This window comes from Nocardioides sp. NPDC047086, assembly GCF_040643685.1.
In the GTDB taxonomy this organism is placed as follows: domain Bacteria; phylum Actinomycetota; class Actinomycetes; order Propionibacteriales; family Nocardioidaceae; genus Nocardioides.
Genome location: NZ_JBEYUV010000024.1, coordinates 1 through 24,073, shown reverse-complemented (window position 1 = coordinate 24,073; position 24,073 = coordinate 1). Strand labels below are relative to the sequence as shown.

Genomic DNA, 24,073 nt, shown 5'->3' with positions numbered 1-24,073 from the left:
CGAACGTCACTTGCCGAGCTTGCGGCGCTGGACGCGAGTCTTCTTGAGCAGCTTGCGGTGCTTCTTCTTCGCCATGCGCTTGCGACGCTTCTTGATGACAGAACCCACGGGGAACCCTTCACGATCGTTGCAGAGAATGCCGGCCCGGTGCCGACGCGGCCACTCACCGCAGCGCGCGGCAAACAGACCTAGGGGGTAAGACTAACGAAGTCAGGGCACCCACAGAGAATCGGTGACCCGGTGAGACCGGTGTTGCCCCCGCGCCCATCCTGCCCGGGCGCGGGGTCCGACAACTAGCCCGCGTTGTAGAACGAGCTCTTGAGGTACTCGTTCGCGTCGTCCTCCCGAACCCGGAAGGAACGACCGACACGTACCGCAGGCAGCTCGCCCGAGTGAACCAACCGGTAGACCGTCATCTTGGAGACGCGCATCATCGACGCAACCTCGGCAACGGTCAGGAACTTGCTGTCAGAGATGTCTCCAGAAGGAGTAACCATCTGCTTCCACCGTTCTCTCTCGAGTGATCGCGACGCCAGCGGCTTCCCCACCGCTGGTCCAAAAACGCGATCCCAAAGTGAGAATAGGGCCTGATGTGACTGATGGGGAAGGGGACACCCTTGAGAATCTCACATACCACCGGCGTGTCGAGTTGCTTTTGGGCGCGACGATCTGAGGTTTCTAGGCCGGCTCGAAACTAGGTGTCGGGCTACGGCATCGGGTCGAGCCCGTGCAGCGGGAACACCGCTGTGCGAGTCGCATGGACCTGCCGGTCCAGCCACGTACCGGGGTCGTATCCGCTCCCCCAGTCGCGGTAGGCCGGTTCGCGTCCGTCCGTCATGCGCAACGGTGCGACCCTCCCGAGGCGCGTCTGCACGTGCTCACGCCAGCCACCTGGCACGTCGAGCGTCGGCTCCAAGGGATTCCCCGACACTAGCGCAAGTAGGTGCGTCCATGCGCGTGGCACGACGTCGACGACCGCATAACCGCCGCCGCCGAACGCCACCCACTTGCCCGCGCACACCTCGTGGGCGAGCTCGTGGAGCGCGACGTACGCCGCCCGCTGGCCGTCCACGCTGAGCGCCAGGTCGGCCAAGGGGTCGTCGGTGTGGGAGTCGCAGCCCTGCTGGGTCACCAGGATCTCGGGCTGGAACTCACGGATCAGGTCGGGCACGACCGCGTGGAAGGCGCGCAGCCAGCCGTGATCGGCGGTGCCGGGTGGCAGCGCGACGTTGACCGCGGTCCCCTCGGCCTCCGGCCCGCCGACCTCCTCGGCGAAGCCGGTGCCGGGGAAGAGGAGCTGCCCGGTCTCGTGGAGCGAGATCGTCAGGACGCGCGGGTCGTTCCAGAAGGCCCGCTCGACACCGTCCCCGTGGTGCACGTCCACGTCGACGTACGCGACCTTCTTCACGCCCTGGTCGAGGAGCCACTGGATGCCGGCGGCGACGTCGTTGTAGATGCAGAACCCGGAGGCTCGTCCGCGCATCGCGTGGTGCAGGCCGCCCATGATGTTGGCGCTGTGCAGGCTCTCGCCGGAGTAGACCTGGCGGCAGGCCTCGATGCTCGCGCCGACGATGTGCGCGCTGGCGTCGTGGATGTGCGCGAAGACCGGATCGTCCTCGGTGCCGAGGCCGTGGGCGAGGTCGGACTCGCCGCTCCGGCCGGCCTTGATGACCGCCTCGATGTAGCTCTCGTCGTGGATGGTGAGCAGCTGCTCCGGGGTGCCCATCGGTGCCTCGACGACCTTCAGGTGGTCGAGTACGCCGAGCTCGCCCGCCAGGCGCATCGTCAGGTCCACCCGGATCGGCGCCATCGGGTGAGTCGGGCCGAAGTCGTAGTCGGCCAGGCTCTCGTCGAAGACGACCGTCGAGTGCCCCTGGCACGAGGTCGGCCACGTGGTCGGCGGAGTCGTCATGGGCCACACGGTATCCGTGAGGTGTGCAACACTGGAGAGGTGTTCAGCATTCGTTCCACCGAGTGGTGGTCCGCCTCCTAGGCGGTCCACCCTCTTGTCGAGCACTCACATCAGGCCGCCCACGGGCGGCCTTTCTCGTAGGTATCGTCGCTGACCCGTGGGCCTCACCATCCGAAAGGTCCACCATGACGAAGCGACTCTCCCTCATCACGCCCTCCGGCCGGCTCACCCTCGGCAACCTGCTCGGCGCGCTGCGCCCGATGCGATGTGTCGAGCCTGTCGAGATGGCCGCCTCGGCCGACGCGGACGCCTACTACGGGCTCTCCGACCTGCACGCCCTGACGCTGCCGCACGAACCGTCGGTTCTGCGTACGCGGACGGAGGAGATGGCCCTCCTCCTGATGGCCTCCGGGCTCGAACCGGCCACGCTGTTCATCCAGTCCCACGTCCCCGCGCACCGTTCCCTCGGCTATCTGCTGGAGTGCGTCGCGCACACCGGCGAGCTCGGGCGGATGATCCAGTTCAAGGAGAAGTCACGCCGCGTCGGGGCATCGGTGCGCGCGTCGCTGTTCACCTATCCGGTGCTGATGGCCGCCGACATCCTGCTCTACGGCGCCACCGAGGTGCCCGTCGGTGACGACCAGCGCCAGCACGTCGAGCTCGCCCGGGACATCGCGATCCGGTTCAACACGACGTACGGCCGGGTCTTCTCGGTCCCCCAGGCCGTGCACCCCGGGGCCGGGGCCCGGATCATGGATCTGGCCGACCCGACGAACAAGATGTCGAAGTCCGCCGGCGACGAGCACCCCGGGTCGATCTTCCTGCTGGACGATGCCGATGTCGTACGTCGCAAGGTGGCTCGTGCGGTCACGGACTCCGCCGGGGACGTCTCGCGTGATCCCGAGCGGCCGGGCGTGACCAACCTGATCGACATCCTCGAGGCCTGCGGCGGTTCTTCTGCCGGGCTGTCGGGCTACGGCGCTCTGAAGTCGGCGGTCACCGACGCCGTCATCGCCGAGCTCGAGCCGATCCAGAAGCGCTACCACGAGCTCGCCGCCGACCGGGCGTACGTCACGCAGGTCTACGCCGCCGGAGCGGCGAGGTGCCGGGATGTGACCGCCCCGGTCTTGGCCGCCGCGGAGGCTGCGATCGGGCTGAGCTGACGACGCAGCCACGGGTAACACGGTGTCCGCGCGGGTAAGAGCGTGCTGCAGCACGCTGCTACCCGGTGTAACACCGTGTTACCCCTGCCGGGCCCGTCAGATCCGCACGTCCGCCAGCTCACCGACCCGAGCACCCTGCGGCCGCAGGTAGACCACGAAGGTGACCAGGGCGCAGATGGCGTAGAAGATGGTGAAGGCGACGAACGCCGACTTGGTGGCATCGAGGGGGTTGTCGACCCAGGGGCTGTTGAAGGCGATCGGGATGAGGAACCCGCCGATCGCGCCGACGGCGCCGATGATGCCGACCGCGGCGGAGGACTTCTTGGTCGCGCCGACTAGGGCCGTGTCCCGCTCGGCGGTGCCCGGGGTGGTGGCCAGCTCGGCCTCACGGCGGAAGATCGACGGGATCATCTTGTACGTCGACCCGTTGCCGATGCCGGTCGAGGCGAAGACCAGCATGAAGAAGCCCAGGAAGACCGGGAACCAGGACTGGTTCGCCTGGGCGATGGCGGGCGAGGCGTCCGGGTTCGGGGTGAGCTGCATCAGGGTCCACAGCACCGCGAGGGTGAAGACGACCATCCCGATGAAGGCGCCGAGCGTGACCTTCGCGCCGCCCCAGCGGTCGGCCAGCCAGCCACCCAGCGGCCGGGTCGCGGAGCCGATCAGGGCGCCGAGGAAGGCGAAGTAGGCGAAGTAGATGCCGGTGCCGAGCGGCGCGGGCTCGGGCACCCAGAAGTTGAGCTTGATCAGCAGCGGCATCGCAGCGGAGTAGCCGATGAACGATCCGAAGGTGCCGATGTAGAGGAACGACATGATCCAGGTCTGCTTCGACTTCACGACCGAGAGCTGCTCACGCGCGGACGACTTCGCGGAGCTGATGTTGTCCATGAAGAAGAAGGCCGCGAGGATCGCGATGACGGCCAGCGCCGCGTAGACGAACGCCGCCCGCTCCAGGTCGATGCCACCGGACGATGCCTTGATCAGCCCGAAGATGCCGGCGCCACCGACGATGACCGGCAGCAGGAACTGGATGAGCGCGACGCCGAGGTTGCCGCCGGCGGCGTTGAGACCGAGCGCCGCCCCCTTCTTCGAGGCGGGATAGAAGAAGTTGATGTTCGCCATCGAGGAGGCGAAGTTCCCGCCGCCGAGCCCCGCGGTGGCGGCGATGAGGCAGAAGGCCCAGTAGGGAGTGGACGGCTGGGTGACGGCGTACGCGAAGCCGAGGGTCGGCACGAGCAGCAGCGCGGCCGACATCATCGTCCAGTTGCGACCGCCGAACTTCGGCACCGCGAGGGTGTAGGGCACCCGCAGCAGCGAACCGACCAGGTTCGGGATGGCGATCAGGAAGAACAGCTGGCTCGGGGTGAAGTCGAAACCCTGGGCGACCAGGAAGGCCGAGGAGACCGACCAGATCAGCCAGACCGAGAAGCCGAGGTGCTCGGCGAAGATCGACCAGATCAGGTTGCGGCGGGCGGTCTTGGCCCCGGTCTCCTCCCAGAAGGTGGCGTCCTCCGGACGCCAGTCGTCGATCCAGTAGCGGCGGCTCATGGTGGGCTCCTCAGGTGCGGGCAGTCGGCGAGATACCACCCACGATCGCCAGCCCACGTTTCAGCGGCAGCCAACCCTCGCGGGCCAGACCGTCAACTTCCTCTCACGGCCTCACAGCGCTCACAACCTCACGTGCGCCGTCGAGCGGCAGGTAAAGGCCTTACCCAAACCGGGCGATTCGATCGCCACCGAAGGCAATGAGACTGAATGACGACCGGTGACGACGCGGTCGCCGGTCGGTACGGACAACACAAGGGGGACACACCATGTCCAGACTTCCACGGTGTCTGACGGCGGCTGTCGCACTGATCCTCGGCGCGGCGCTCATCGCCACCACCCCGGCAGCACAGGCCCATTCCAAACCTGGTCTGCCCAAGGGCGTTCTCGCAACCGGTCTGCTCAGCCCGCTCAGCGCGGCGGTGGACCACGACGGAACTGCGTACGTCTCCTCGAACTTCGCCGGGCAGATCCTGAAGGTCCGGCCGGGCAAGAAGGCCAAGGTCATCTACACCGACCCCAACGGCTACGAGGTCGGCGGGCTCTCGGTCCACGACGGCGTGGTGACGTTCGTCGTCACCCGGTCCAACCGCGAGACCTTCGAGAACACGGGCAGCTGGCTGAAGCGGCTCTACCCGTCCGGCAAGGTCAAGACGGTCGCCGACCTGCACGCCTACGAGACGAAGCGCAACCCCGACGGCCGTGCGTCCTACGGGTTCCGCGACGGCGACACCGCCTGCAACGCGAAGTGGCCGGCCGAGATCGGCGCGCCAGCCGCCTACAAGGGCGCGATCGACTCGCACCCGTACGCCACCGCCGGCGCCCACGGTCGCACCTACGTCGCCGACGCCGGTGGCAACAGCATCCTGTCGGTCTCCTCGTACGGTCACGTGCGGACCGTGACGACGCTGCCGGGGATCCCGTACACCTTCACTCCGGAGGTGGTCGAAGGCTTCGGGCTCGACCAGTGCTTCGTGGGCCGGACCTACTACTTCGAGGGTGTGCCGACCGATGTCGAGACCGGCCACCACGGACGGCTCTACGTCACCAGCCTGCCGGGCGGACCGGAGGGGCCCGAGCTCGGTCCCCGCGGGAGCGTCTTCAAGATCGACGCCCGGACGGGACACAAGAAGCAGGTCGCTCGTGACTTCCTCGGCGCCACCGGCGTAGCGGTGAGTCCGCACGGCACGATCTACGTGGCCGAGATGTTCGGCAACAAGATCACCGCCGTACGCCACGGCCACCGTTGGACGAAGGCTTCGCCGCCGACTCCCGGAGCGGTCGAGTGGACCAGGTGGGGCGTGGTCGCCACGATCGACGTCCTCTCCGGCACCGACGGCACCTCGCCGCCGGCCGGCAAGCTGGTCAACCTCGGGTGATCCGGACGTACGCGGCGGGCGGCCCGAGTCGCCCGCCGCGTACGTCTTCCTTCTCGGCCTCAGCCGAGGTAGCGCTCCCACGGGCCGGTGATGGCCAGCGTGTAGCCGGGGTCCTGCATGTTGACGAAGAGGACCTTGCCGTCGGGCGAGAAGCACGGGCCGCAGAATTCGGAGTCGTTGAGGTCGTTGCGCGCGATGGCGTACGCCGGGCCGCCCGGGAACGCGCCGAGCACGTGCGAGGCGCCGGTGCCGTCCTCGGCCAGCACCAGCGAACCCCAGGGGGTCACGGTGACGTTGTCGGGACCGTCGAAGGTGAGGTCGGTGTACTTCGGCGCCGGGGCATCGTCCTCGGACTGCCTCTGGTGCGGGAAGTAGGTGACCAGCTGGATGGTCTCGGCCTCGAAGTCGTAGAACCAGACCATGCCGTCGTGCGGGCTCGCGTCGGCCGGGAGATCGGTGTCCTCCCAGGCGTAGGAGTTGACCACGTAGACACCCTCGTCCGTGCTCCACACGCCCTCGAACTTGCGACCGCGGGTGACCTCGCCGTCGGCGAACTGCTCGCGGCACGGCGTCTCCTGGGCGTCCCGCTCCGGGACCGCCTTCCACCTCACCGGGAAGGGCCGGCCCAGCTGTGCGGAGGTCAGGTAGGCCACGTCGGGGACCACGGAGCCGTCGGGGAGGATGATCTGCATCGCGGCGAGCGTGCCGGCGTCGTCGGCCAGCTCGGTGAGCACGCCCGGGCCGAGCCTGACCCCGGCCGGAGCGGTCCAGCGGTAGAAGAGCCCGTTGGGCTCGTCGGCGTCCTCGGAGAGGAAGACCTTGGTGCGGGTCCGGTCGATCGCCAGGGCCTCGTGGTCGTAGCGGCCGAAGGCCTTGATCGGCCGCGGGTCGGCCGAGCCGTCGGCCCAGACCTCGAAGACGTAGCCGTGGTCCTTCTCGTAGGTGCCCGTGGTGCCGTCCTCGCCCTCCCACTTCTCGCCGGCGTCGTTGACGGTCTCCTCGCAGGTCAGCCAGGTCCCCCACGGGGTGGGGCCGCCTGCGCAGTTGGTCGAGGTTCCGGAGATCGCGACGAACTCACCGAGGTTGGCGCCGCCCGCGTCGGTGGTGATCACGGTACAGCCGCCCGAGGGTGCGCCCGGGTCGTAGACGGTGCCGTCGACCAGCGGCACCGAGATGCCCTCGCCGGGCTCGATCTCGTGGTTCTGGATGAGCGTGTAGCGCCCACGCCGGCCACCGAGCACCATCATCCCGTCGTGGTTGGACGGTGTCTTCTCCCCCGTCTCCAGGGTCGTCTCTCCGGCCGAGGTGACGATGGCGTACGTGAATCCCTCGGCCAGCGCGAGGATCCCCTTCGGGTCGTCCACGAGCGGCGGGAACGGCTCGCGGGCGCGCTTGCGTCCGGGGGTGCCGGGCCGGACCGGCTTCGCCTCGGCAAGAGTGGGAACGGCACCGGCGACGGCCAGGCCGACCCCGGCCGCGGCTCCTCCGGTGAGCAGGGAGCGTCGAGTTGCGGACATGGGTTGGAACTCCTCGGAGCTTGGTAGGGGAACCCGAGACAGGTCTCAGCCCTCTACCCAAGCCACTCCGCAACACCCGGGCGCCCGCCTGAGGTGAACCTCAGACGACCACACCGTGAAACGTACGCCGAGACGGCGCGTCAGGCCGCCCCGAACAGGCCGGTCAGGCCGGTTCTCCGGGCGGGGCCGGAGCGCCCGCTCTCCCACGCGTACCCACACCTGCAGCACATCAGTCGCCGGCGGCCCCCCGCCGTACGCGAGAGAACCCGGATCTCCTCGTCTTCGGTGCACTTGGCACACATAGCCGAAGTCATCGAGTGAACTCCTCGCACTTCATACGTGAACAGAATCTGTACAACTCATTCCAGGGTGACACAAGCCAGGGGCTGTCCCCCAGTTGAGAACATCCTGTGGCTGAACTGTGACGGCCCTATTGACCAGCGGGAACGTCGTCGGAGTTGGCGACGCCGTAGGGGACGTGCACCCCGGCGATCGACTCGACCACCTCGTCCAGATGGGTCGTCTGGTCGTCGAAGAAGATCAGCGGGCGGAGCACCTGGAGCACGCGCACCTTCTCGACGCCACCGAGGAAGAAGGCCTCGTTGACGTGGACGTCCCAGGACTGCAGCGACCGGATCGCTCGCTCGTGGGCCGGTGCGCCGCGAGCGGTGACGAGCGCGATCCGCAGCCGTGGCTCGTAGCCCGGATCCTCCAGGCGGCGCTGCTCCTCGATCTGCTGGATCTGGTTGAGGTCGCGCAGCAGCGGCTGCAGTGGCCCGGGCGCGAGCGGCTCGGTCTTCCGGCTCGCCTCGTAGGCCCGATACCTCTCGATCCCCTCCTCGCGGAAGACCCGCTCGGAGCCGTCGTCGGCAAGCACTCCGTCGAAGTCGAAGGCGACGACGACGGAGCGGTCGGTCTCGTCGTACGTCGCCGCCGAGGGCAGCACGTGACCGGCCGGGAATCCCTCGCGGTTGGCCGCGATGACGTCCTCACGGTTGCCGCTGAGGAACAGCGACATGTCCAGCGCGCCGATGTAGGGGTGAGGTGAACGACCCTGGGTGAAGACCGCGCGGGTCATCGGCAGGCCGTGGTGCTCGATCGAGCGCATCACCCGCAGCCCCGTGTTGGGGTCGTTGCGCGAGACCACGATCACCTCGACGAGACCGTCCTCGGCGTCCGGCGCCAGGTCGTTGAGGCCCAGCAGCCGCTTGATGAACGGGAACGCGACACCCGGCCGGAGCGGCTCGTCGATGCGTTCGTCCTGGTAGCGGCGGTAGGCCCCCTCCCCGTGCTCGCGGAAGTAGGCATCCGACTCGGTCAGATCGAAGAGCGCGCTCGACGCGATCCCGACCACCAACCGGTCACTCAGCTCGTATCCCACGCTCCGCAACCTACCGCTCGGGACCGGAACCAGGTCGTTGCCAGATCAACTCAGGTCCGCCATAGTTCGCGCCAGCGTCCTCGTGGCACCGGCCACATCTCTCGGGGAGGATCGCTGTTTTGTTTTCTTCGATCCCCCTTCCCCTGGAGGAGAAGTACGTCTCATGAGCATCACACGAAGCCTGAGTCTCGCCGCCGGATCCGCCGCTCTGGCAGCGCTGGCCATCACCGTTCCGCCCGCCACCGCGGGCACCGGTGCCGATCCGGCGCTGGGCAGACCGAGCGTGGTCGCCGACGGCCTCAACAACCCCTACTCGCTCGCGTGGGGAGCCCGCGACAAGCTCTGGCTCACCGAGAAGAGCGGCCGGTCGGTCCTCAGCGTGGACCCCACGACCGGCGCGAAGAGCACCCTGCTGGACCTCTCCTCCCAGGCCGTCTCCAGCGGCCAGGACGGCGTGCTGGGTCTGGCCGTGGAACCGTCGGTCGTCAACAACGACCGCGGCTATGCGTACGTCTCGTTCACCTACGACTCCGGCCGGGCCGAGGAGTCCACGGGTGAGACCCGGCGTACCAAGATCGTCCGCTACAGCTACGACGACGCCACCAAGAAGCTGGTCAAGCCCGCGACGATCATCTCCGGGCTGCCCGGCAGCATCGACCACCAGGCCGGCCGCCTGCTGATCGGTCCCGACGGGAAGCTCTACTACTCGATCGGCGACCAAGGCACCAACCAGTACTCCCTCGCCTGCCGTCAGAACCAGGCCCAGACGCTGCCCACCGCGGCCGAGGTCGCCGGCAAGGACTGGTTCGCCTACCAGGGCAAGACCCTGCGCCTGAACCGCGACGGCTCGATCCCGACCGACAACCCGACGATCAGCGGCGTACGCAGCCACATCTGGACCTACGGGCACCGCAACCCCCAGGGCTTCGCGTTCACCGCGTCCGGCAAGCTCCTCGAGGCCGAGCACGGGCCCAAGACCGACGACGAGATCAACCTGCTCCGGGCCGGCGGCAACTACGGCTGGCCCAACGTCGCCGGCTATCAGGACGACGAGTCGGCCTACGTCTACGGCGACTGGAGCGCCTCCTCCCCCACGCCCTGCGCGGAGCTGACGCACTCCGACTTCGAGATCCACCAGGACGTACCGACGTGGAAGGAGTCGGAGTTCACCGAGCGTTTCACCGAGCCGCTGGACACTTTCGGAACGTCGGTCACCTGGGACCACGACTTCACCGGCGCCCCGTGCGACGAGTCGGGTCTCTACTACATCTGCTACCCGACCATCGCGCCCTCCAGCCTGACCTACTACAAGCCGGCCACCGGCCGGGCGATGCCGGGCTGGGAGAACTCGGTGATCATGACCAGCCTCAAGGACGGCACGATCTACCGGCTGGGCCTCAACTCGATCGAGACCGACGTGGTCGCGGTCGAGCCGCTCTACACCGACCAGGACCGGTTCCGCGCCACCATCGTCAGCCCCGACGGCAAGACGGTCTACGCGATCACCGACACCGCCGGCCTCGTCCGCGGTGAGGGGGACGCCCCGACCACCGACCTCGCCCACCCGGGCTCGCTGCTCGCCTTCCCGGTCAGCAACTGACGTACCTCGCTCGTCGGGCCGGATCGTCCTCGGGCGATCCGGCCCGACGTCGTCGGTGGTGCCCACGGCGATCGGCCGCGGGGGTGGCGGGACCGTGATTCGGGTACCGGAGCCCTCGGCACAGGAGGTAGTGATGTCGACGAGTGAGCGTGAGCAGCACTCCGAACGGGACGGGTCCGGCCAGTCACACCACGACGACGTGAAGACGATGCCCTCCCAGGTCAGCAACGACGTCGGGGTGTTCGACAGATTCGCCACCCATGCGAGCGCGTTCGTGTCGCGGGCGTGGTTCTTCGTGATGTGCGTGCTGCTCGTGGTGATCTGGGCGCCGTCCATCATCGTGCTGCCCGACGTGGACACCTGGCAGCTGATCATCAACACGGCCACGACGATCGTCACGTTCCTGCTGGTGGCGCTCCTGCAGAACACCCAGAAGCGGACCGACGACGCCGTCCAGCAGAAGCTCAACGCCATCGCCGAAGGGCTCTCCGCCATGATGGAACGACTGGCCCGCGACCATCCCGAGCTCCGCGACGACCGCGACGAGCTACGACAGGCCGTCGGGCTGGAGGAGCGGGAGAGCGCGGAATGAGCCGCCCGCACCCGGACTCACCGGAGGGCGTACGCGAAGAAAATGGTGTGCATCCGGCGCCGCGCCTGCCTAGCGTGGTCGGTATGCAGCAGCGACCGCTTCCGTTCCGCTACCCGTCCGGGGAGCGGCCGCCGAGCTGAGCCTGCACGCAGGAACGACCGGGGCCGCTCCGAGGACGAACTCCTCGTGGCGGCCTTGTTGTACGTGGACGGGTTGTAGGGAAGCGGCCATCCCTCCTGGTTTGGGTCCAGGCGATCGCGGGTTCGAGTCCCGCCAACCCGACGAGAGATCAGTCCGCGTTGGTGACGCGGAGGAACTCCTGGACGTCGAAGACGGCGCGGAAGACGCCGGCGGCCTTCGGGAGCAGAGGCGCGACCTCGGCGTAGGGGACGACGCGGGGATCGGTGACCCGGTGGTCGACGCCGTCGTAGACGATCGTGGCCGAGTTGGCAGCCAGGACGTTCTGGGCCCAGTCGACCTTCGAGGTGTAGGGCAGGTTGATGACGAAGCCGTCCGGGGTGGGGAACGGCGTGATCGGGGTGGCGTACTCCCGGCCGCTCGCGCGGCCGACATGGAGGACGACGCCGTTGGTCGCACCTTCGGTCCCGGCGGTCTTCAGAGCCTCGGAGGCGAACCGCTTCGAGAAGGCGCGGATGCGGTCCTGCAGCCAGGGCGACTTGTTGCGCATGCCGATCACGAAGGCGGCGCCCGCACCCGCTACACCGGCGGCCAGCAGACCCGGGATCACTCGACTCAATCGCATGCCGCAAACGTACCTCGCGGCCCTACGGCGGCTCGGGTGACAGATAGCGTGGGCGCCGTCACAATTGTTGGGGTCATCTCGACGAGCTCGATACACCGCTCGGCAGGCTCGACCACCGGAGAGAAGGAGTGTGGATGCGGCGCTGGAGGCGCACTCACCTGGGCACAGAGGCCGACCGGGCGACCTTCCGCACCCTTCACAACGCATCGCTGGCCAGCCCTGCGCTGCGTGGCGGCCTGACCGTCGACAGCGCGGAGCGCGCGGCCCCTCATCTGCAGGCGCTCCTGGCGGCTCCCGCGCTCGCGATCACGGACACCGACGGCCTGCTCGCCTGGGAAGGCATCGGCACCCACCACCAGGACCAGGTGACCAAGCTGGCGGAGGGAACCCTGGAGCGCGGTGCGACCCGGTTCTACGACCGGGTCGACCTCGAGTGCGGCCTGGCCGGCTGCCCGCTGCACTCGGCCGTGGTCAGCCCGCTGGTCGTCGACGACCACCTGGTCGGCACGCTGCAGGCGTACGCCCCGGACACCTCGGCGATGATGGTCCGCGCGACCGACGAGGTCGCGACCTGGGTCTCCGGGCAGCTCGAGCTGGCCGAGCTCGACGCGTCGCGGCGGCGCCTGATGGAGGCGGAGGTGCGCGCGCTGCGCGCTCAGATCAGCCCGCACTTCATCTACAACTCGCTGGGGGCGATCGCCAGCTTCGTACGCACCGACCCGGAGCGCGCCCGCGAGCTGCTGCTCGAGTTCGCCGACTTCACCCGCTACTCCTTCCGGACCCATGGCGAATACACGACGCTGTCCGAGGAGCTCCGCTCCGTGGAGCGCTACCTGCTCCTGGAGCAGGCCCGGTTTGGCGAGCGGCTCTCGGTGAGGCTCTCGGTCGCGCCTGAGGTGCTGCCGATCGCGGTGCCGTTCCTGTGCCTGCAGCCGCTGGTCGAAAATGCCGTACGCCACGGTCTGGCCGACGCACAGACCGGCCACATCTCCATCCGGGCCGCCGACAGCGGCACCGAGTGCGTGATCGAGGTCGAGGACGACGGCGCCGGCGAGGACCCGGAGAAGGTACGCAACGCGCTGGCCGGCGGCGCCGACTCCGTCGGGCTCGGCAACGTCGACGCCCGGCTCCGCAACGCCTACGGCGACGACTACGGGCTGGTCGTCGAGACCGCCCCCGGTGCCGGCACGAAGGTCATCCTCAGAATCCCGAAGTTCGCCCCAGGAGTCCACACATGAACCGCACCACCCAGGCAGTCGCCGCGCGGCAGGGCGCGCCCGGCGGCCGGCTGCGGATCCTGGTAGTCGACGACGAGCCGCCGGCGGCCGACGAGCTCTCCTACCTGCTCACCCAGGATGCCCGGGTGGCGGAGGTGCGCACCTGCCTGAACGCGACCGACGGGCTGCAGCAGCTGCAGGGTTCGGGCGTCGACGCGGTGTTCCTCGACATCCAGATGCCGGGCCTCAACGGGTTGGAGCTGGCCCGGCTCCTGGCGCGGTTCAAGACGCCGCCGGCGGTCGTGTTCGTGACCGCTCACGAGGAGCACGCGCTGGAGGCCTTCGACCTGCGCGCGGTCGACTACGTGCTCAAGCCGGTGCGCGCCGAGCGCCTGGCGGAGACCGTCACCCGGCTGATGGGCAACATGCCGGAGGAGGAGCCGAGCGGCGACGTACAGATCCCGGTCGAGCTCGGCGGCGTCACCCGCTTCGTGTGGCGCTCCCAGATCACCCACGTGGAGGCGCAGGGCGACTACGCCCGGCTGCACACCGCCGACGCCTCCCATCTGGTGCGGGTCCCGCTGACCCAGCTGGAGCAGGAGTGGGCCTCGGCCCGCTTCGTACGCATCCACCGGTCCCTCCTCGTCAACCTCGCCCACGTCACCGAGGTGCGGTCGGAGGCCGGGCGCACCTCGGTCGTCGTCGGTGGCCCTGCCCGCGGCAGCGAGCTGCAGGTGAGCCGCCGGCACACGCGCCAGCTCAAGGACCTGCTCGCCCGGCGCTCATGACCCCTCCTGACAGCAGATCCTGATGACTGAGCCCCAACGCGTACGCGTCACCGGACCGCCCCGGCGACGCCCGGCCGTGCGCCGCGTCGACGTCGACGAGGACACCCGCCTCGGCGAGATCTACCTCGGCTCGCTGATGCGCGCCCAGCTCTCGATCGCCGTACGCACCCTGGCGGTGCTCTTCCTCGGCGTCGGCTCGCTCCCGCTGCTGTTCTGGCTGGCTCCGGGGCTGGTGCGCACGGCTCCGTTCGGCGTCCCCCTCCCCTGGCTGCTCCTCGGGGTGCTGGTCTACCCGTTCCTGTTCCTCCTCGGCCGCTGGTATCTGCGCGGCGCGGAGCGCAACGAGGCCAGCTACGCCGACCTGCTCCGCTCGGACGACGAGGCGCCATGACCCTCGACTCCGCCCCGGCGATCGTCGCCGTCACCCTGGTCACCCTGGCGACGCTGACCATCGGCACCTGGGGGCTGCGGTTCAGCAGGACCACGAGCGACTTCTACGTCGCCTCGCGGTCGGTGCGACCCGGCCTCAACGCGAGCGCGATCGGCGGGGAGTACCTCTCGGCCGCCTCCTTCCTCGGGGTCGCCGGGCTGGTGTTCACCTCCGGCGCGGAGATGCTCTGGTATCCGATCGGCTGGACCGCCGGCTATCTCGTGCTGCTGACCCTGGTCGCGGCCCCTCTTCGCAGGTCAGGGGCGTACACGCTGCCCGACTTCGCCGAGGAGCGGCTCGCCTCACGAGGGGTGCGGCGGCTGTGCTCGCTGCTGGTCGTGAGCATCGGCTGGCTCTATCTGCTGCCCCAGCTGCAGGGCGCCGGGCTGACCCTGGAGCTCGTCGCCGGAGCGCCCCGCTGGGTAGGACCCGTGCTGGTCGGGACGGTGGTGCTGGTCAGCGTCTTCTCGGGCGGGATGCGCTCGATCACCTTCGTGCAGGCCTTCCAGTACTGGCTCAAGCTGACCGCGCTCCTGGTCCCCGTCGGCGTGCTGGTCGCGGTCTGGGACAGCGACGGTGCACCCCGCGCGACCGACCTCAGCCAGACCTGGTCGCTGCCGATGGGCACCGACGGCTCCGCCGGTCTCTACGCCACCTACTCCCTGATCGCAGCGACCTTCCTCGGCACCATGGGCCTGCCGCACGTGGGCGTCCGCTTCTACACCAACCCCGACGGCCGCGCCGCCCGCCGCACGACCCTGGTCGTGCTCGCGCTGCTCGGCACCTTCTACCTGCTGCCGCCGATCCTCGGCCTCTTGGGACGCGTGTACGCAGCCACTCCCGCCTCCGCCGACACCCTGGTGCTCGAGCTGCCCCGCCTGATGGTCCCCGGCTGGGCGGGTGACGCGCTGACCGGACTGGTCTGCGCGGGCGCCTTCGCGGCCTTCCTGTCGACCTCGTCCGGCCTGGCGATCGCCGTCTCCGGCGTGCTCTCCCAGGATGTGGTCGTGCCGTGGCTGCGCCGCCGAGGAAGCCGGTTCGGTGGCGTCGCCGCCTTCCGGATCGCCTCGCTGGTCGCCGTCATCGTCCCGGTCGCCGGCGCCCTGCTGACGCCCAGCGTCGGCGTCGCCCGCGGGGTCGCGCTGGCCTTCGCGCTCGCGGCGGCGACCTTCTGCCCGCTGCTCCTGCTCGGCATCTGGTGGCGCCGGCTGACCGCCCACGGCGCCGCCGCCGGGCTGGTCACCGGCCTGGTCACCACGGGCTCGGCCGTGGTGTTCACCATCAGCGGCTCGCGCACGGGCACGTGGGCGGATGTCGTGCTCGCCCAGCCTGCGCTGTGGGCGGTGCCGCTCTCCTTCGCGGTCATGATCACCGTCAGCCTCGCCACCTCGGCTCACGTCCCGGCCCACACCACCCGGCTTCTGGTGCGCCTCCACACCCCCGAACCGACGATCGAGCCCGCCGTCTCACCCGCCCTGCAGCGCTGACCCCCGACAGGCGAGACCAGCCACTCGACGTACGAAATCGACCGCTCGTCGCGCGACCGTGCCGCTGACCGAGGGAGTGCGTGTCACCCCGCGACGAGCAGGGCGAGCGACCCCTAATGTGACTGCGATCACACGTCGTCCGTCCGTCACCCCCACGATGGACGGCCTCGTCAACGAAAGGGTTAACCGTGAGCGCTGAAGCACACGACCAAGCCCACCGACACGACCCGGTCTACGACAGCCTGCACGCCACGGCGGAGTTTCGCGCTCTGCGGTCGGCGTACCGGAAGTTCGTATTCCCGGCCACGGTGGCATTCCTGGCTTGGTATCTCCTCTACGTCTTCTGCTCCAACTGGGCCGACGGCTTCATGGACACCAAGCTGGTCGGCAACATCAACGTCGCGCTGGTCTTCGGACTCCTCCAGTTCGTGACCACGTTCGGTATCGCGTACCTCTACGCCAACTACTCCAACAAGCACCTCGACCCCCTGGCGAGGAAGCTCGACGCGGAGTACGAGATCGAGAAGAGGCAGGTCTGACATGGACGGCAGCCAGATCCTCACCACGGTCCTCTTCCTCGCGGTCGTCGCGATCACGATCGGCATCACCTTCTGGGCGAGCCGGCAGACGAAGACCGCGGCCGACTACTACGCCGGTGGCCGCGGCTTCTCCGGTTTCCAGAACGGTCTCGCCATCGGCGGCGACTACATGTCGGCGGCGTCGTTCCTCGGTATCTCCGGCGCCATCGCCCTGTCCGGCTACGACGGGTTCCTCTACTCGATCGGCTTCCTCGTCGCCTGGCTGGTGGCGCTGCTGCTGGTCGCGGAGGTGCTGCGTAACTCCGGTCGCTACACGATGGCCGACCAGCTGGCGTACCGGATGAAGCAGCGCCCGGTCCGCATGGCCGCGGCGACCTCCACGGTCGTCGTCTCGATCTTCTACCTGCTGGCCCAGATGGTCGGTGCGGGCGCCCTGGTGGCCCTGCTGCTCGGCGTCGAGGACCAGGCGGTCAAGAACGTCGTGATCCTGTTCGTCGGTGCCCTGATGATCTTCTACGTCACCGTCGGCGGGATGAAGGGAACGACCTGGGTCCAGATCGTCAAGGCCGTCCTGCTGATGACCGGATCGGCGCTGATCGTCATCCTGGTGCTCGCCCAGTTCGGCTTCAACCTCTCCGAGCTGCTCGGCTCCGCCGCCGACGCCTCGGGCAAGGGCGACGCGTTCCTGCAGCCCGGTCTGAAGTACGGCCTGAGCTTCACCAGCGAGATCGACTTCGTCTCGCTCGGTCTCGCCCTGGTGCTCGGCACCGCCGGCCTGCCGCACATCCTGATCCGGTTCTACACCGTCCCGACCTCGGCGGATGCCCGCAAGTCGGTGCTGTGGGCGATCGGCCTGATCGGCGTCTTCTACCTGTTCACCCTGGTCCTGGGCTTCGGGGCGGCCGCGCTGGTCGACCCGGCGACCATGGACAAGGCGGGCAACCTGGCGGCGCCACTGCTCGCCCAAGAGGTCGGCGGCGGCGAGGGCTCCGTCGGCGGTGCCGTGCTGCTGGCACTCATCTCCGCGGTCGCCTTCGCCACGATCCTCGCCGTGGTCGCGGGTCTGACGCTGACCTCGTCGGTCTCCGTCGCCCACGACATCTACAACTCGGTGATCAAGCGCGGCAAGGCCTCGGAGAAGGACGAGATGAAGGTCTCGCGCTGGGCCGCGGCCGGCATCGGCCTGGTCGCGATCCTGCTGGCCATCCCGGCACAGTCGCTGAACATCGCGTTCCTCGTGGCGCTGGCCTTCGCGGTCGCCGCCTCGGCGAACCTGCCCGCGATCATCTACAACATGTTCTGGGCGCGGTTCAACACCCGCGGCGCGGTCTGGTCGATCTACGGCGGCCTGATCTCCTGTGTCGGCCTGGTCTTCTTCTCGCCGGTCGTCTCCGGCAAGACGGCCGTCGACGCGGTGACCGGCGAGACGATCTCCGCCTCGCTCTTCCCGCTCGGCGTGGACTTCTCCTGGTTCCCCCTGGAGAACCCCGGCATCATCTCCATCCCGCTCGGGTTCTTCCTGGGCTGGCTGGGCACGGTGACCTCGAAGGAGCCGGAGACCGCTGAGCGGTACGTCGAGCTCGAGGTGCGCGCCCTCACCGGCGCCGGCTCGGAGAAGGCGATCACGCACTGATCCCCCTCGGCGGGCCGTCGTACACCTGATGTTGTACGACGGCCCGCCATCATTCTTTCCCCCGCACTACCCTGTGGCTTGAGCCACACATTTTTCGTACGTAGGAGTCACTGTGAGCGACGAGACCCTGTCCAACCTGCTGCACGAGAAGCGCCGGTTCGAGCCGCCTGCCGAGCTTGCCGCCGCTGCCAACGTCAAGGCCGATGCGTACGACGCCGCCGCGGCGGACCGCGACGCGTTCTGGGCGGCCGCCGCGGAGCGGCTCACCTGGTCGAAGCCGTTCGACCGCGTCCTGAACTGGGACAACCCGCCGTTCGCGAAGTGGTTCGAGGGCGGCGAGATCAATGTCGCCTACAACGCCGTCGACCGCCACGTCGAGGCCGGGCTCGGTGACCGGGTCGCGATCCACTGGGTCGGCGAGCCCACCGACGACAAGCGGACGATCACCTATGCCGAGCTCAAGGACGAGGTCTCCCGGGCCGCGAACGCCTTCGAAGCACTCGGGGTCGGCAAGGGCGACCGGGTGGCGATCTACCTGCCGATGATCCCCGAGGCCGTGTTCGCGATGCTGGCCTGTGCGCGGATCGGCGCGATCCACACCGTCATCTTCGGGGGCTTCTCCGCCGACGCTCTCGCGACCCGCGTGGTCGACTGCGGCGCGAAGCTGATCGTCACCTCGGACGGCGGCTATCGCCGGGGCGCACCCTCGGCGCTCAAGCCCGCCGTGGACGAGGCGGTCACGAAGGTCGAGGCGACCCAGCCCGGCCTCGTCGAGAACGTACTCGTGGTCAAGCGCACCGGGCAGGACGTCGACTGGAACGAGTCGGTCGACAAGTGGTGGTCGGACGTCGTGTCGTCGGCGTCGACCGAGCACACCCCGGTCTCGCACGACGCCGAGCACCCGCTCTTCGTCATGTACACGAGCGGCACCACCGGGAAGCCGAAGGGCATCCTGCACACCACCGGCGGCTACCTCACCCAGGCGGCGTTCACCCACTGGGAGGTCTTCGACCTCAAGGCCGAGACCGACGTCTACTGGTGCACCGCCGACATCGGCTGGATCACCGGCCACTCCTACATCGTCTACGGACCCCTGGCCAACGGCGCGACCCAGGTGCTCTACGAAGGCACCCCGGACTACCCGGAGAAGGGTCGCTGGTGGCAGATCATCGAGGAGTACGGCGTCACCCTCTTCTACACCGCGCCGACTGCGATCCGGACGTTCATGAAGCAGGGCCGCGCCATCCCGGACGCCCGCGACCTCTCCTCGGTCCGCCTGCTCGGGTCCGTCGGTGAGCCGATCAACCCCGAGGCCTACATCTGGTACCGCGAGGTCATCGGTGGCTCGAAGGTGCCCGTGGTGGACACCTGGTGGCAGACCGAGACCGGCGCGATCATGATCTCGCCGCTCCCCGGGGTCACGGCCGGGAAGCCGGGGTCGGCGATGAAGGCCCTGCCGGGCGTGGGTGCCGACGTGGTCGACGACAACGGCGTCTCCGTCCCGAACGGTGCCGGGGGCTACCTCGTGCTGACCCAGCCGTGGCCGTCGATGCTGCGTACGATCTGGGGGGACGACCAGCGCTACATCGACACCTACTGGTCGAGGTTCAAGGACCAGGGCTTCTACTTCGCCGGCGACGGCGCGAAGAAGGACGAGGACGGCGACGTCTGGGTCCTGGGCCGCGTCGACGACGTGATGAACGTGTCCGGGCACCGGCTCTCCACGACCGAGATCGAGTCGGCCCTGGTCTCCCACTCCTACGTCGCTGAGGCGGCGGTCGTGGGCGCGACCGACCCCGACACGGGACAGGCCGTCGTGGCGTACGTCATCCTGCGCGACGGGTCGCCCGAGGACTGCCACAAGGAGCTCTCCGACCACGTCCGCAAGGAGATCGGCCCGATCGCCAAGCCGCGGCAGATCATGATTGTGCCCGAGCTGCCCAAGACCCGCTCGGGGAAGATCATGCGGCGACTGCTCCGCGACCTCGCCGAGGGTCGCGGCGTCGGCGACACGACGACGCTTGCCGACCAGACGATCATGGATCTGATCGCAGCCGGCAAGACGACCGCGACAGACGACTGATCACGGTTGACTCGCACAGCGGCCCGGTCACCCCTCGCGGGGCGACCGGGCCGCTGCGTACGTGCTAGTGCTTCTTGTACTTCACCCGGCGGATGAAGTAGCTGTCGGTCCAGATCGGGTCCTTCGTGACAGCCTTCCCGGATCCGGGCGCGTGCCAGACCCAGCGGCGGCCGTCGCGCTTCCCGGCGTAGATGCCGACGTGGTAGACGCCGCCGCTGCCGTAGAAGAAGACGAGGTCGCCCTTGCGCGGCTTCTTGACCTTGAAGGTGTGGCCGACCTGGGCTGACGAGCTGTGCGGCAGCTTGTGGCCGAGCTTCTTGTAGACCCACTGGGTCAGGCCCGAGCAGTCGTAGGCGTGGGGGCCGTTGGCGCCGTAGGAGTAGGGATCGCCGGCCTGGCTCTTGGCGCGACGCAGCGCCCGCAACCCGCGCGACTTCTTGTGCTTCTTCTTGGTGGTGGGGGTGCTCGTCCGGGCACCGTTGTCGGCGCCGGCCTGGGCACTTGCGCCCGGCGGGGAAGCTGCCGTGGCGGACTGGTTGGGAGCGGCGACGAGCGCGAGACCGACCACAAGGGCGGTCGCGAGGCCGACGGTCATCGTTCTGTAGACGCGCGAAAGCGCACGGACACACGATCCGGTCATTCGGGGTTCCCCTGTTGCAGCGACGCCTGCGAAGGTTTACCTGTCGGATTCGGGCTGCTGTTGCCCGGGCGCTGGTGGTGTTCCGTCTACGCCTTCACCCCGAGCCGGTCTGCCTTGTCTCTGGCTCCCGGCGTACTGCTCGGCTCCCCCGTGCCCGCCACCGTGGTCGGATCGACTCTCCTCCGGTTGTGACGGGCCTCGGCGCGACCGGAGCGGCCCCACCATTCGGTGAGGGCTCCTCCACTATGCAACGAAACCCGGTGCCGGGCGGGGCATTTGTGCAGCAACTCACTCTCTGTTTCATGGTTTTGTTTGTGTTTGCTTTAGTTTTCATTTGTGCTTCGGCCGGATGTGACCCCAAGTTGATCACCCTCCTGCCGCCGACAACGGCGCTTGCTAGGGTCGTCGTCAGGTGTGCCGGGAAGTCTGGTCGGCGTGAATTCGTCGACCCCTGAGCCCCTGGAGGCACACCCGTGACCGACACCCGCAACCGCCTGTTCACCCGCGGATCCTGGCTGGAGACCTCGCGCACGGCCGAGATCCTGCGAGCCGAGACGACGGGCGGCGTACTCCTCATCATCGCCGCGTTCATCGCGGTGGTCCTGGCCAACAGCCCCTGGCAGGAGGCGTACGAGGCGGTCCGCGACTTCCGGATCGGCCCGGCGGCCCTCCATCTCGATCTGACCATCGGGGCCTGGGCGGCCGACGGCCTGCTGGCGATCTTCTTCTTCGTCGCCGGTCTGGAGCTCAAGCGCGAGTTCGTCTCCGGCGACCTACGCGACCCGCGGCGGGCCGCGCTGCCGATCGCCGCCGCGGTCGGCGGCATGGTCATGCCGGCGCTGGTCTACGTGGCCGTCAACCTGATCGGAGACGGCTCGCTGGCCGGCTGGGCGACGCCGGTGGCCACCGACATCGCCTTCGCGGTCGCGATCTTGGCGGTCATCTCGACGCATCTGCCTGCGGGGCTGCGTACGTTCCTGCTGACCCTCGCCGTCGTCGACGACCTGCTCGGCATCATCGTCATCGCGGTCTTCTTCACCTCCGAGCTGCACATCGGCTTCCTCCTGCTCGCGCTCATCCCGATCGGACTCTTCGCGGTGCTCGTGCAGCGCCGCGTACGCAACCCCTGGCTGCTCCTCCCGCTCGCCCTGATCGCCTGGGCCCTCGTCCACTCCAGCGGTGTCCACGCCACCGTCGCCGGCGTGCTGCTCGGGTTCACCGTGCCCGTGATCGCTCGCGACCCGGAGGCCAAGCGCGGGCTCGCCGAGCACTTCGAGCACCTGGTCCGGCCGATCTCGGCAGGCGTCGCGGTGCCGATCTTCGCCTTCTTCGCCGCCGGCGTGTCGCTGGGCGGCTGGGCGGGCATCACCGGAGCCCTGCACGACCCGATCACGCTCGGCATCATCCTCGGCCTGGTCGTCGGCAAGACCATCGGGATCTCCGGGTCGACCTGGCTGCTGGCCCGGTTCACCCGTGCCTCCCTCGACGACGACCTCGCCTGGACCGACGTGATCGGGATGGCGATGCTGGCCGGGATCGGGTTCACGGTGTCCCTGCTGATCGGCGAGCTCGCCTTCAGCTCCGATCCGTCGGCTCACGACCACATGAAGGTGGGCGTTCTGTTCGGGTCCGTGCTGGCTGCTCTGCTGGCCACGGTGGTGCTGCGGGCCCGCAACCGCGTCTACCGCCGCATCGAGGAACTCGAGACGATCGACGCCAACAACGACGGCGTGCCGGACGTGTTCGAGGATGATCGGGGTCTGGACCGGTAAGGTCGTGGGCGCTCCCCCAACACACGTTCAGCGAAGGGTTCCCATGGCAGTCGACATCGTGAAGTCCCCGGGCGACGAGGACCCGACGATCGGCAAGCTCGTCGTCGACGCCACCCGCGACATCTCCGAGCTCGTCAACAAGGAGATCACGCTCGCCAAGCAGGAGCTCAAGGTCTCGGTGACCAATGCCGGCGTCGGCGTCGGTCTCTTCGCCGCCACCGCGTTCCTGCTGGTCCTGGCCGTGATCATGCTGTCGGTCTCGGCGGCCTACTTCATCCACTTGACCGGCCTAGGCCTGCACTGGTCCTTCCTCATCGTCTTCGGCTTCTACGTCCTCCTCGCCGCCCTGCTCGCCTTCATCGGCGTACGCAAGGTGAAGAAGGTCAAGGCTCCCGAGAAGGCCATCGCCCAGGGCAAGGAGATCCCCCGGGCTCTCAAGGGCCAGTACTGACCCTCCCCGCCGAATCGGTAGCTGTGGCGAACGAGTAGGTGGTTCTGGCGAACGAGTTCGGGCCACTTACCGTCCACAGGCGTCCTTCGAGCTGACGTTATCCACAGCCGACGGAAACGGCAGTGAAATTCGTACGCCACAAGCGGACAGTGGCCCGCATGAACCTGTCAGTTGTCGGCGCTACCTCGGCTCTGCCAGCGCGCCCGTTTACAGCCAGTGAGCTCAGCGAGCTCTCCATCAAGCGATACGACCTCCGCGTTGCCGTCGAGCGCGGTGAGATTCTCAGGCCCTTCCGCGGTGTCTTCATTCCTTCCGACGTGGAGGACACCGCGGAGACAAGAGCTGCAGCGGTTTCCCGCGTCGTATCTCCTCACCATGTCGTCTCCGACCGCACAGCGGCATGGATCCATGGGATCAACACCTACTCGCTCAGCGAACAGAGCCAGATTCCAGCCGTCGAAACCTGCGCCCGGCGTGGCTACGCGCCGACGCGACTGGAAGGGGTCGACGGGCGCTCACGTGACCTCCTCGACCGGGACATCATGACGATCAACGGCGTCAAGATCACGACCCCCTTGCGAACCGCACTCGACCTCGGTTGCAACCTGAAGCGCCGCGAGGCCATGGCCGCCATCAACGAATTCGCCAAGGAGCACGGCATCACCCGGGCTGCTCTCAACCAGGAGCTTCCCCGTTTCAAAGGCCGCCGTGGAGTCGTCCAGCTCCGGGGTCTCGTTCCGCTTCTCAATCGCCACGTCGAATCCCAGCGAGAGTCCTGGACGTTGCTGGCCATCAGCGACGCCGGTCTACCACTCCCGGAGACACAGGTCTGGGTCGATGTGGAAGGCATCCCGACCTATCGCCTCGACTTCGCCTACCGCCTCGCCAAGGTTGCCGTCGAGTACGACGGCGAAGACCATGACGACCCGGACCAGCAGATCTACGACGAGGAGCGACGGGGCTGGCTGGTCGACCATGGCTGGATCGTGATCGTCGTGCGACGAGGAGACTTCACCGGCGATCGCCTCGACGCCTGGCTCCGCGAGATCAAGGACGCGCTCACACCCACGTACTCTTCACGCCGCTTCTGACCACCGACACACGGACCCAAGCAGCCGAATCCGCAGTTATGGCGCGTCGAATCTGTAGTTGTGGGCGACGAAACTCGAGTTTCGTCGCCC

Annotated in this window: 22 protein-coding genes and 1 tRNA gene; 15 read left to right on the top strand and 8 right to left on the bottom strand. The window is 68.4% G+C overall.

All coding sequences use genetic code 11. From position 1 onward, the window contains the following. Positions 1-6: 6 nt before the first annotated feature. The 3 genes from ABZ796_RS17505 to ABZ796_RS17495 all read right to left on the bottom strand — a co-directional run bounded on the left by ABZ796_RS17505 (position 7) and on the right by ABZ796_RS17495 (position 1,912). A complete protein-coding gene (locus tag ABZ796_RS17505) occupies positions 7-108 on the bottom strand; it encodes an AURKAIP1/COX24 domain-containing protein (protein WP_008356322.1) in 102 nt (33 codons plus the stop codon). A 185-nt stretch (positions 109-293) separates the two neighbouring features. Further along, a complete protein-coding gene (locus ABZ796_RS17500; RefSeq protein WP_008356311.1) occupies positions 294-497 on the bottom strand; it encodes a helix-turn-helix domain-containing protein in 204 nt (67 codons plus the stop codon). A gap of 209 nt (positions 498-706) precedes the next feature. Beyond that, positions 707-1,912 carry an acetoin utilization protein AcuC gene (locus ABZ796_RS17495; protein ID WP_357338510.1) on the bottom strand — a complete coding sequence of 402 codons (1,206 nt, stop codon included), beginning with the start codon at positions 1,910-1,912 and terminating at the stop codon, positions 707-709. Positions 1,913-2,097: 185 nt separating this feature from the next. Between ABZ796_RS17495 and trpS the strand changes: the two genes are divergently transcribed. After that, on the top strand, positions 2,098-3,075 hold the full coding sequence (trpS, locus tag ABZ796_RS17490; protein WP_357338509.1) for a tryptophan--tRNA ligase: 978 nt from the start codon (positions 2,098-2,100) through the stop codon (positions 3,073-3,075). 96 nt (positions 3,076-3,171) lie between these two features. Here the strand turns inward: trpS and ABZ796_RS17485 are convergent, their stop codons facing one another. Beyond that, the gene (locus ABZ796_RS17485) at positions 3,172-4,623 is read right to left on the bottom strand and encodes an MFS transporter (protein ID WP_357338507.1); all 1,452 of its coding nucleotides are present in this window, start codon (positions 4,621-4,623) and stop codon (positions 3,172-3,174) included. A 266-nt stretch (positions 4,624-4,889) separates the two neighbouring features. Here ABZ796_RS17485 and ABZ796_RS17480 point away from each other — a divergent pair, with 266 nt between their 5' ends. Further along, positions 4,890-5,999 (top strand): ScyD/ScyE family protein, encoded by a 1,110-nt coding sequence (locus ABZ796_RS17480; protein WP_357338506.1) that lies wholly within the window; start codon positions 4,890-4,892, stop codon positions 5,997-5,999. A gap of 59 nt (positions 6,000-6,058) precedes the next feature. Here the strand turns inward: ABZ796_RS17480 and ABZ796_RS17475 are convergent, their stop codons facing one another. Both ABZ796_RS17475 and ABZ796_RS17470 read right to left on the bottom strand, forming a co-directional pair. After that, entirely contained in the window at positions 6,059-7,516 is a 1,458-nt protein-coding gene (locus ABZ796_RS17475) for an alkaline phosphatase PhoX (protein WP_357338505.1), read from the bottom strand. Between the two features lie 430 nt (positions 7,517-7,946). Continuing rightward, entirely contained in the window at positions 7,947-8,897 is a 951-nt protein-coding gene (locus tag ABZ796_RS17470; RefSeq protein WP_357338503.1) for a 5'-nucleotidase, read from the bottom strand. A 163-nt stretch (positions 8,898-9,060) separates the two neighbouring features. Here ABZ796_RS17470 and ABZ796_RS17465 point away from each other — a divergent pair, with 163 nt between their 5' ends. The 3 genes from ABZ796_RS17465 (at position 9,061) to ABZ796_RS17455 (ending at position 11,371) form a co-directional block, all read left to right on the top strand. Continuing rightward, the gene (locus tag ABZ796_RS17465; protein ID WP_357338502.1) at positions 9,061-10,497 is read left to right on the top strand and encodes a glucose/sorbosone family PQQ-dependent dehydrogenase; all 1,437 of its coding nucleotides are present in this window, start codon (positions 9,061-9,063) and stop codon (positions 10,495-10,497) included. A 133-nt stretch (positions 10,498-10,630) separates the two neighbouring features. Then, positions 10,631-11,089, top strand: a complete 459-nt coding sequence (locus tag ABZ796_RS17460; protein ID WP_357338500.1) for a low affinity iron permease family protein — start codon at positions 10,631-10,633, stop codon at positions 11,087-11,089. 209 nt (positions 11,090-11,298) lie between these two features. Further along, positions 11,299-11,371, top strand: a tRNA-Pro gene (locus ABZ796_RS17455). A 7-nt stretch (positions 11,372-11,378) separates the two neighbouring features. Here the strand turns inward: ABZ796_RS17455 and ABZ796_RS17450 are convergent. After that, the gene (locus ABZ796_RS17450; RefSeq protein ID WP_357338498.1) at positions 11,379-11,852 is read right to left on the bottom strand and encodes a hypothetical protein; all 474 of its coding nucleotides are present in this window, start codon (positions 11,850-11,852) and stop codon (positions 11,379-11,381) included. 134 nt (positions 11,853-11,986) lie between these two features. Between ABZ796_RS17450 and ABZ796_RS17445 the strand changes: the two genes are divergently transcribed. The 7 genes from ABZ796_RS17445 (at position 11,987) to acs (ending at position 20,029) form a co-directional block, all read left to right on the top strand. After that, entirely contained in the window at positions 11,987-13,090 is a 1,104-nt protein-coding gene (locus ABZ796_RS17445; RefSeq protein WP_357338496.1) for a histidine kinase, read from the top strand. Beyond that, positions 13,087-13,857 carry a LytTR family DNA-binding domain-containing protein gene (locus ABZ796_RS17440; protein ID WP_357338494.1) on the top strand — a complete coding sequence of 257 codons (771 nt, stop codon included), beginning with the start codon at positions 13,087-13,089 and terminating at the stop codon, positions 13,855-13,857. The genes ABZ796_RS17445 and ABZ796_RS17440 overlap by 4 nt, the downstream gene beginning before the upstream one ends. 22 nt (positions 13,858-13,879) lie before the next feature. Next, on the top strand, positions 13,880-14,248 hold the full coding sequence (locus ABZ796_RS17435) for a hypothetical protein (protein WP_357338492.1): 369 nt from the start codon (positions 13,880-13,882) through the stop codon (positions 14,246-14,248). After that, positions 14,245-15,774: a cation acetate symporter gene (locus ABZ796_RS17430; RefSeq protein WP_357338491.1), complete on the top strand. Its 1,530-nt coding sequence runs from the start codon at positions 14,245-14,247 to the stop codon at positions 15,772-15,774. Before ABZ796_RS17435 ends, ABZ796_RS17430 begins: the two co-directional genes overlap by 4 nt. A gap of 188 nt (positions 15,775-15,962) precedes the next feature. Then, on the top strand, positions 15,963-16,313 hold the full coding sequence (locus ABZ796_RS17425; RefSeq protein ID WP_357338489.1) for a DUF485 domain-containing protein: 351 nt from the start codon (positions 15,963-15,965) through the stop codon (positions 16,311-16,313). 1 nt (position 16,314) lies between these two features. Further along, a complete protein-coding gene (locus ABZ796_RS17420; RefSeq protein ID WP_357338487.1) occupies positions 16,315-17,946 on the top strand; it encodes a cation acetate symporter in 1,632 nt (543 codons plus the stop codon). Positions 17,947-18,058: 112 nt separating this feature from the next. Beyond that, entirely contained in the window at positions 18,059-20,029 is a 1,971-nt protein-coding gene (acs, locus tag ABZ796_RS17415; RefSeq protein ID WP_357338485.1) for an acetate--CoA ligase, read from the top strand. 64 nt (positions 20,030-20,093) lie between these two features. Here the strand turns inward: acs and ABZ796_RS17410 are convergent, their stop codons facing one another. Further along, entirely contained in the window at positions 20,094-20,624 is a 531-nt protein-coding gene (locus ABZ796_RS17410; protein ID WP_357338483.1) for a C40 family peptidase, read from the bottom strand. A 518-nt stretch (positions 20,625-21,142) separates the two neighbouring features. On the opposite strand from ABZ796_RS17410, the gene nhaA reads away from it, so the two are divergent. The 3 genes from nhaA to ABZ796_RS17395 all read left to right on the top strand — a co-directional run bounded on the left by nhaA (position 21,143) and on the right by ABZ796_RS17395 (position 23,983). Beyond that, the gene (gene nhaA / locus ABZ796_RS17405; RefSeq protein ID WP_357338482.1) at positions 21,143-22,441 is read left to right on the top strand and encodes a Na+/H+ antiporter NhaA; all 1,299 of its coding nucleotides are present in this window, start codon (positions 21,143-21,145) and stop codon (positions 22,439-22,441) included. A gap of 43 nt (positions 22,442-22,484) precedes the next feature. Then, entirely contained in the window at positions 22,485-22,892 is a 408-nt protein-coding gene (locus tag ABZ796_RS17400; protein WP_357338480.1) for a phage holin family protein, read from the top strand. A gap of 122 nt (positions 22,893-23,014) precedes the next feature. Continuing rightward, on the top strand, positions 23,015-23,983 hold the full coding sequence (locus ABZ796_RS17395) for a DUF559 domain-containing protein (protein WP_357338479.1): 969 nt from the start codon (positions 23,015-23,017) through the stop codon (positions 23,981-23,983). Positions 23,984-24,073: the final 90 nt, after the last annotated feature.

What these genes read in the sequence shown, in the direction of transcription:
- ABZ796_RS17440 (WP_357338494.1), top strand. Translation starts at nt 13,087, where the DNA reads ATGAACCGCACCACCCAGGCAGTCGCCGCGCGGCAGGGCGCGCCCGGC.
- ABZ796_RS17460 (WP_357338500.1), top strand. Translation starts at nt 10,631, where the DNA reads ATGTCGACGAGTGAGCGTGAGCAGCACTCCGAACGGGACGGGTCCGGC.
- ABZ796_RS17500 (WP_008356311.1), bottom strand. Translation starts at nt 497, where the DNA reads ATGGTTACTCCTTCTGGAGACATCTCTGACAGCAAGTTCCTGACCGTT.
- ABZ796_RS17480 (WP_357338506.1), top strand. Translation starts at nt 4,890, where the DNA reads ATGTCCAGACTTCCACGGTGTCTGACGGCGGCTGTCGCACTGATCCTC.
- ABZ796_RS17420 (WP_357338487.1), top strand. Translation starts at nt 16,315, where the DNA reads ATGGACGGCAGCCAGATCCTCACCACGGTCCTCTTCCTCGCGGTCGTC.
- ABZ796_RS17400 (WP_357338480.1), top strand. Translation starts at nt 22,485, where the DNA reads ATGGCAGTCGACATCGTGAAGTCCCCGGGCGACGAGGACCCGACGATC.
- ABZ796_RS17410 (WP_357338483.1), bottom strand. Translation starts at nt 20,624, where the DNA reads ATGACCGTCGGCCTCGCGACCGCCCTTGTGGTCGGTCTCGCGCTCGTC.
- ABZ796_RS17430 (WP_357338491.1), top strand. Translation starts at nt 14,245, where the DNA reads ATGACCCTCGACTCCGCCCCGGCGATCGTCGCCGTCACCCTGGTCACC.
- ABZ796_RS17435 (WP_357338492.1), top strand. Translation starts at nt 13,880, where the DNA reads ATGACTGAGCCCCAACGCGTACGCGTCACCGGACCGCCCCGGCGACGC.
- ABZ796_RS17450 (WP_357338498.1), bottom strand. Translation starts at nt 11,852, where the DNA reads ATGCGATTGAGTCGAGTGATCCCGGGTCTGCTGGCCGCCGGTGTAGCG.
- ABZ796_RS17485 (WP_357338507.1), bottom strand. Translation starts at nt 4,623, where the DNA reads ATGAGCCGCCGCTACTGGATCGACGACTGGCGTCCGGAGGACGCCACC.
- ABZ796_RS17465 (WP_357338502.1), top strand. Translation starts at nt 9,061, where the DNA reads ATGAGCATCACACGAAGCCTGAGTCTCGCCGCCGGATCCGCCGCTCTG.
- trpS (WP_357338509.1), top strand. Translation starts at nt 2,098, where the DNA reads ATGACGAAGCGACTCTCCCTCATCACGCCCTCCGGCCGGCTCACCCTC.
- ABZ796_RS17475 (WP_357338505.1), bottom strand. Translation starts at nt 7,516, where the DNA reads ATGTCCGCAACTCGACGCTCCCTGCTCACCGGAGGAGCCGCGGCCGGG.
- ABZ796_RS17495 (WP_357338510.1), bottom strand. Translation starts at nt 1,912, where the DNA reads ATGACGACTCCGCCGACCACGTGGCCGACCTCGTGCCAGGGGCACTCG.
- ABZ796_RS17445 (WP_357338496.1), top strand. Translation starts at nt 11,987, where the DNA reads ATGCGGCGCTGGAGGCGCACTCACCTGGGCACAGAGGCCGACCGGGCG.